This window comes from Streptomyces boncukensis, from assembly GCF_011045075.1.
Lineage (GTDB): Bacteria > Actinomycetota > Actinomycetes > Streptomycetales > Streptomycetaceae > Streptomyces > Streptomyces boncukensis.
The window spans coordinates 1-5,790 of record NZ_JAAKZZ010000469.1 but is presented as its reverse complement, the minus strand read 5'-3'; the positions used below and the strand labels follow the sequence as shown (position 1 = coordinate 5,790).

The 5,790-nt window shown below is 72.6% G+C and carries 4 protein-coding genes and 1 pseudogene; 2 read left to right on the top strand and 3 right to left on the bottom strand.

The window, feature by feature from the left end; all coding sequences use genetic code 11:
- Both G5C65_RS29835 and G5C65_RS29830 read right to left on the bottom strand, forming a co-directional pair.
- A pseudogene (locus G5C65_RS29835) lies at positions 1 to 700 on the bottom strand (hypothetical protein); the annotation flags it as partial.
- A gap of 321 nt (positions 701 to 1,021) precedes the next feature.
- Positions 1,022 to 2,737, bottom strand: coding sequence for a fumarate hydratase (locus G5C65_RS29830; RefSeq protein WP_165302164.1), 1,716 nt, complete (start codon positions 2,735 to 2,737; stop codon positions 1,022 to 1,024).
- 178 nt (positions 2,738 to 2,915) lie between these two features.
- Between G5C65_RS29830 and G5C65_RS29825 the strand changes: the two genes are divergently transcribed.
- Positions 2,916 to 3,710 carry a DUF1707 SHOCT-like domain-containing protein gene (locus G5C65_RS29825; RefSeq protein ID WP_165302165.1) on the top strand — a complete coding sequence of 265 codons (795 nt, stop codon included), beginning with the start codon at positions 2,916 to 2,918 and terminating at the stop codon, positions 3,708 to 3,710.
- A 298-nt stretch (positions 3,711 to 4,008) separates the two neighbouring features.
- Positions 4,009 to 4,359: a WhiB family transcriptional regulator gene (locus G5C65_RS29820; RefSeq protein WP_165302163.1), complete on the top strand. Its 351-nt coding sequence runs from the start codon at positions 4,009 to 4,011 to the stop codon at positions 4,357 to 4,359.
- 236 nt (positions 4,360 to 4,595) lie between these two features.
- On the opposite strand, the gene glpX is transcribed toward G5C65_RS29820, so the two are convergent.
- Positions 4,596 to 5,630, bottom strand: coding sequence for a class II fructose-bisphosphatase (gene glpX / locus G5C65_RS29815; RefSeq protein WP_165302162.1), 1,035 nt, complete (start codon positions 5,628 to 5,630; stop codon positions 4,596 to 4,598).
- Between the last annotated feature and the right edge of the window lie 160 nt (positions 5,631 to 5,790).

The following is a 5,790-nucleotide window of genomic DNA, read 5'->3' as shown; positions in this document are numbered from 1 at the left end:
GCTCGGTGGACAGCCGTCCGGCGGCCCAGCGCCACAGGCCCTTGTCCGCCGGATTCCACGAGGCGATCGGGAGGACGACGGGCACCGGAGCGCCGGATTCGGGTCCCCGTCGCTCCAGGAGTGTGCGTGCCAGGCGGTGGGCGAGCACGGTCTTGCCCGCGCCGGGGTCGCCGAGGACGACGAGCCGCTGGCGGGGCAGCGCTGCGAAGTAGTCCCCGATCTCCGCGAACTCCCCGTGAACGTCGAGGGGTTCTCCCTCCGCTGCGCGCTCGGCCTCCGTCGCCGCCTCCGTGCCCGCCGGGAGGCCCCGCACATTGGCCTCGTGGTCGGATACGTCGGGGTCGGCGGCCTCCCACCGCACGGGCAGGGGCGTCGGGGTGCTCACGGGGGAGAGGGCGAGCCGGTCCTCGCGGCCGTACCGCCGGGCGAGCGCGTCGGCCAGCCCCTCCGCGAGCCGGTCGAGCCGGTGCGCGGGCAGGGGGGTGCGAGGGCGGCGCAGCCTGCGGCGGTCGAGCGTCCGGCCGAGTGCGAGCGATCCGGTGAACATGGCGGTGAGCAGGGCGGGTGCGGCCGGTCGCGAGTCGTAGGCATGGCCGAGCCAGGCGGCGAGGGCCGCCAGCAGGACGGTGAGGGCGTAGAGGAGGCGGGGCGGGCGGGGCTCGGACGGCTCCGCCTCCTCGCCGCGGACATGGATGTGCACGGCGTCGATTCGGCCGGCCTGTACGACGTTCCCGAACCGCCCGCCTGTGATCACGTTCTGGCCCGGGGCCGGGCCCCCGTCTCTCTCCTCCCCCGACAGCGTCCTCACCCCCGTCCCAGGTGTGGCGGGAGGAGATGCTACTCCGTGATCTCGGCGAGCTGGGCGGAAGTGAGCTCCGGTACCGGCAGCGGGTGGGCGGCCTCGGCGCGCAGGCCGTCCAGATGGCAGGCGAGGCAGCGGCGCCAGGTGTCCGGCGCCCGGCGCCGTGCCCGTGGGGGTCAGCCGCCGCGGCTGGCCCCCATCCGCACGTCCGGCCCGGGGTCAGCCCCGCGGGCCGCCCACGGGAATCGACGTCACGAAGGTCTGCTCCGGCGCGGGGTCGGCGAAGAAGTCGTTGCCCTTGTCGTCGACGACGATGAACGCGGGGAAGTCCTCCACCTCGATCCGCCAGACGGCCTCCATGCCCAGCTCCTCGTATTCGAGGACCTCGACCTTCTTGATGCAGTCCTGGGCGAGACGCGCCGCCGGGCCGCCGATCGAGCCGAGGTAGAAGCCGCCGTGCGCCGCGCACGCGTCGGTGACCCGCTTGCTCCGGTTGCCTTTGGCCAGCATCACCTTGGAGCCGCCCGCCGCCTGGAACTGCTCCACGTACGCGTCCATCCGGCCCGCCGTCGTCGGGCCGAAGGAGCCGGACGCGTAACCCTCGGGGGTCTTGGCCGGGCCCGCGTAGTAGACGGGGTGGTTCTTCAGGTAGTCCGGCATCTCCTCGCCCGCGTCCAGCCGTTCCTTGATCTTGGCGTGGGCGATGTCGCGGGCGACGACCAGGGTTCCGGTCAGCGAGAGCCGTGTCTTCACCGGGTGCCTGGCCAGCTCCGCCAGGATCTCGTCCATGGGGCGGGAGAGGTCGACCCTGACCGCGTCCCCCGCGGCGGAGCCGCTATGAGACGCAGCCGGGCCCGCGCCCTGTGTCAGCTGCTCTGCCGTCGTCTCCGGGAGGAAGCGGGCCGGGTCCGTCTCCAACTGCTCCAGGAAGACGCCCTCGGCCGTGATCTTCGCCTTGGCCTGCCGGTCCGCCGAGCAGGACACGGCGATGGCGACCGGGCAGGACGCGCCGTGCCGCGGCAGGCGGACCACGCGTACGTCGTGGCAGAAGTACTTGCCGCCGAACTGCGCCCCGATGCCGATCCGCTGCGTCAGCTCGAAGACCTTCTCCTCCAGTTCCTGGTCCCGGAAGCCGTGGCCGGACGGGGAGCCGGAGTCCGGCAGCTCGTCGAGGTAGTGCGCGGAGGCGTACTTGGCCGTCTTCAGGGCGTACTCCGCGCTGGTGCCGCCGACCACGATCGCCAGGTGGTACGGCGGGCACGCGGCCGTGCCCAGCGAACGGATCTTCTCCTCCAGGAACGCCATCATCGACGCCTCGTTGAGGACCGCCTTGGTCTCCTGGTAGAGGAACGACTTGTTGGCGCTGCCGCCGCCCTTGGCCATGAAGAGGAACGAGTACGCGTCGCCGTCCGTGGCGTACAGCTCGATCTGGGCCGGGAGGTTGGAGCCGGTGTTCCTCTCGTCCCACATCGTCAGCGGGGCCATCTGCGAGTACCGCAGGTTCAGCTCGGTGTAGGCGTCGTGGATGCCGCGCGAGAGCGCCTCCTCGTCGCGGCCCTCCGTCAGCACCTGCTGGCCGCGCTTGCCCATCACGATCGCGGTGCCGGTGTCCTGGCACATGGGCAGCACGCCCGCTGCCGCGATGTTGGCGTTCTTGAGGAGGTCGAGGGCCACGAAGCGGTCGTTGGGGCTGGCCTCGGGGTCGTCGAGGATCCGGCGGAGCTGGGCGAGGTGTTCGGGGCGCAGGCAGTGCTGGATGTCGTGGATCGCCTCGGCCGCCAGTGTGCGCAGCGCCTCGGGCGCCACCTTGAGGAACGTCCGGCCGTCCGCCTCGACGGTGCTGACGCCCTCGGCGGTGACCAGGCGGTACGGGGTGCGGTCCGCGCCGGTGGGGAGCAGGTCCGTATAGGAGAACTCCGGCTTACCTGACGACATGGGCGGCTCTTCCTCTCACTGCGGCTCTCGCTGCTGCTCTCGACGGTGGGAGCCCGTCTCCGCGTCCCACAGCGTAGAACGCGGGCCCCCCGGAGGGTTGCGGGGGTAGTCGCGATCTATCGCGTCTGGGTAGGCTGACGGTGTGACGAACGACGCGACGCCAGAACCGGTGGACCCGTTGGCGAAGAAGCCCGGCGCTGCGGCGCCCGCGCCCGCGGCGCCCGCGCCCGCTCCCCCCGCGCCCGCGACGCGCGCGGCCTCCGGGCCCGTCGCCGAGGGGCGTCCGTCCGACGGCCCGGTGGCCGAGAGCGACGTACGCGCCTCGGACGCCGACCGCGACCGGATCGCCGAGATCCTCCGCGAGGCCCTCGCCGAGGGCCGGCTCGACGCGGAGGAGCACGGCGAGCGCATCGACGCGGTCTATGCCGCCAAGACCCTCGGTGAGCTGCAGCCCCTCGTCCGCGACCTGCCCGCGGCCCGCGAGTCCGCCGGGCCCGGCAGGGGCGCGCCGGGCGGCGGGCAGTCCGGCGCCTCCTTCTCCGCTTCGTACTCCTCGGGCGCCCCTGCGCACTTCTCGCACTTCGGGCACGGCCCGAAGGAGAACCTGGTGGCGATCTTCAGCGGTGCCTCGCGCAGGGGGCGCTGGCGCGTGCCGCGCAAGATCAACGCCTTCGCGCTGTTCGGCGGCATCGAGATCGACCTGACCGAGGCCGTCTTCGAGCAGCAGTTTGTGGAGATCAACGCCACCGCGCTGTTCGGCGGGGTCGACATCCGCGTCCCGGAGAACGTCACGCTCCAGCAGAAGGGCGCCGGGGTCTTCGGCGGCTTCGACGTCCAGGTCACCGACGCGCCGGACCCGCAGGCGCCGGTGGTGCTGGTGCGGGGCGCCGGGGTGTTCGGCGGGGTGGACGCGCGGCCCAAGAAGGGCAAGGTCATCGAGGATCTGCGACGGCGGTTCCGCAAGGAGCCGTGACGGGCCCGGGCGGGCCTGTGGCGGGCCGGGCCCGTCGGTGACGCACGGGGTGACGCACGGCCTCTCGCGGGGTGCTGCGCACCTCGCGGGGTGCTGTGCGCCCCGCGAGGCGTACGCGCGCCGCCCACCCGCGCGGCACTCCTCCGTCACGCCTCGCCCCAGGGAGCGACACGGAATGAATACTACCGCGCACAGCGGGTAGGGCTCGGTCATCGTCTCTCGTACGGCTGCCTCGCGAACTGCCGTGCGCAGAAAGACGGATGAAGGGGAAACTCTGTCGTCTCGTCAGGAGCAGACCGTGCTGCAAACGCCGCATCAGTCCCTGCAGGCAGCCGCCGCCGTCCCCGCGCCACGTGCCCCCGAGCGCGATGATCAAGGGGGACCGTGGCACGCGGAGGCGGTCTGCCGCCGGGATGAGGCCGGGCTCTTCTTCGCCCCGTCCAAGGAGCCCACCGCTGCGCGGCTGTCCCGGGAGCAGGCGGCCAAGCGGGTCTGCGCCCGCTGTCCGGTCCTCCTGGAGTGCCGGGAGCACGCCTTGCTGATGCCGGAGCCCTACGGCGTATGGGGCGGGCTCACCGCGGCCGAGCGCCGCGTCGTGCTCACCCGGCGCCGCCGCTCGGCCGCCGCCGCCCGAGCCGACGTCGCCTGACACCTGGCCTGACACCTGGCCGGGCACCTTGCCGGTCTCCGTCGCTGCGGGGGGCGCGGAGCCGTGTTCTCGACGCTGCGTCTGGGCTGCCCCTTGCTGTTTCGTCGCAGGGTGCGGGTGTTCTGTCGCTTGGCGCGCAGTTCCCCGCGCCCCTGCGGGGCGCAGGGGTGCTTCAGGGGCGCGGGGAACTCGCGGGCAGCCGCGGCAGAGGGCCGTCCCGATCCGCGGGACACCCCCTAACGGGGCCGGTCGAAGTCGACCGCGCTGTAAGCCCGCAGCTTGGCCAGCTGGTGGACGGAGTCGATCTGGCGGATCGTCCCCGACCTGGACCGCATCACCAGGGACTGGGTGTAGGCCCGGTCCCCGCGGTAGTGGACGCCCCGCAGCAGATCGCCGTCCGTGATGCCGGTCGCGACGAAGAACACGTTCTCCCCGCCGACCAGGTCCTCCGTCAGCAGCACGCGGTCCAGATCGTGGCCGGCGTCCAGCGCCCGCTGCCGCTCCTCGTCGTCCTTGGGCCACAGCCTGCCCTGGATCGACCCGCCCAGGCACTTGATCGCGCAGGCCGCGATGATGCCCTCCGGGGTGCCCCCGACACCGAGCAGCAGATCGACGCCGGTCCCCTCCCGTACGGTCATGATCGCGCCCGCGACATCGCCGTCCGAGATGAACTTGATCCGCGCGCCCGCCTCCCGGATCTCCTTCACCAGCCCCTCGTGCCGGGCCCGGTCGAGCACGACGACCGTGACGTCCTCGTTGGCGCAGCCCTTCGCCTTGGCGATACGGCGGATGTTGACCCCCGGCGGCGCGGTGATGTCCACGAACTCGGCGGCGTCCGGCCCTGTCACCAGCTTGTCCATGTAGAACACGGCGCTCGGGTCGAACATCGTGCCGCGATCGGCGACCGCCAGCACGGAGACGGCGTTGGCCATGCCCTTGGCCGTCAGCGTCGTGCCGTCCACCGGGTCGACGGCGACATCGCACTCGGCACCCGTGCCGTCCCCGACCCGCTCGCCGTTGAAGAGCATCGGCGCCTCGTCCTTCTCGCCCTCGCCGATGACGACGACCCCGTTCATGGAGACGGTGGAGACGAGGGTGCGCATCGCCTTGACGGCCGCGCCATCGGCGCCGTTCTTGTCGCCCCGGCCGACCCAGCGGCCCGATGCCATGGCCCCGGCCTCGGTGACCCGGACCAGTTCCAGGGCCAGGTTGCGGTCGGGGGCCTCCGGGCTGACTTCGAGCTGGGAGGGGAGATGGTGGTGTTCGGGCATCGGAACACACCTTTCTGTACGGCGACGGCGGCCGTGCCGTGCTGAGTGAGGGTTCCTCCTGACTTTACCCGGCTGCTGCAGAGTGAGCAGGGGTGCCCACGGATGAGCGCCGCTTTCGGAGGGCGGCCCCCGCGCGGGGGCCGCCCTCCGAAAGCGGCGC

Coding starts and splice junctions, on each gene's coding strand:
- glpX (WP_165302162.1), bottom strand. CDS start 5,630: ATGCCCGAACACCACCATCTCCCCTCCCAGCTCGAAGTCAGCCCGGAG.
- G5C65_RS29830 (WP_165302164.1), bottom strand. CDS start 2,737: ATGTCGTCAGGTAAGCCGGAGTTCTCCTATACGGACCTGCTCCCCACC.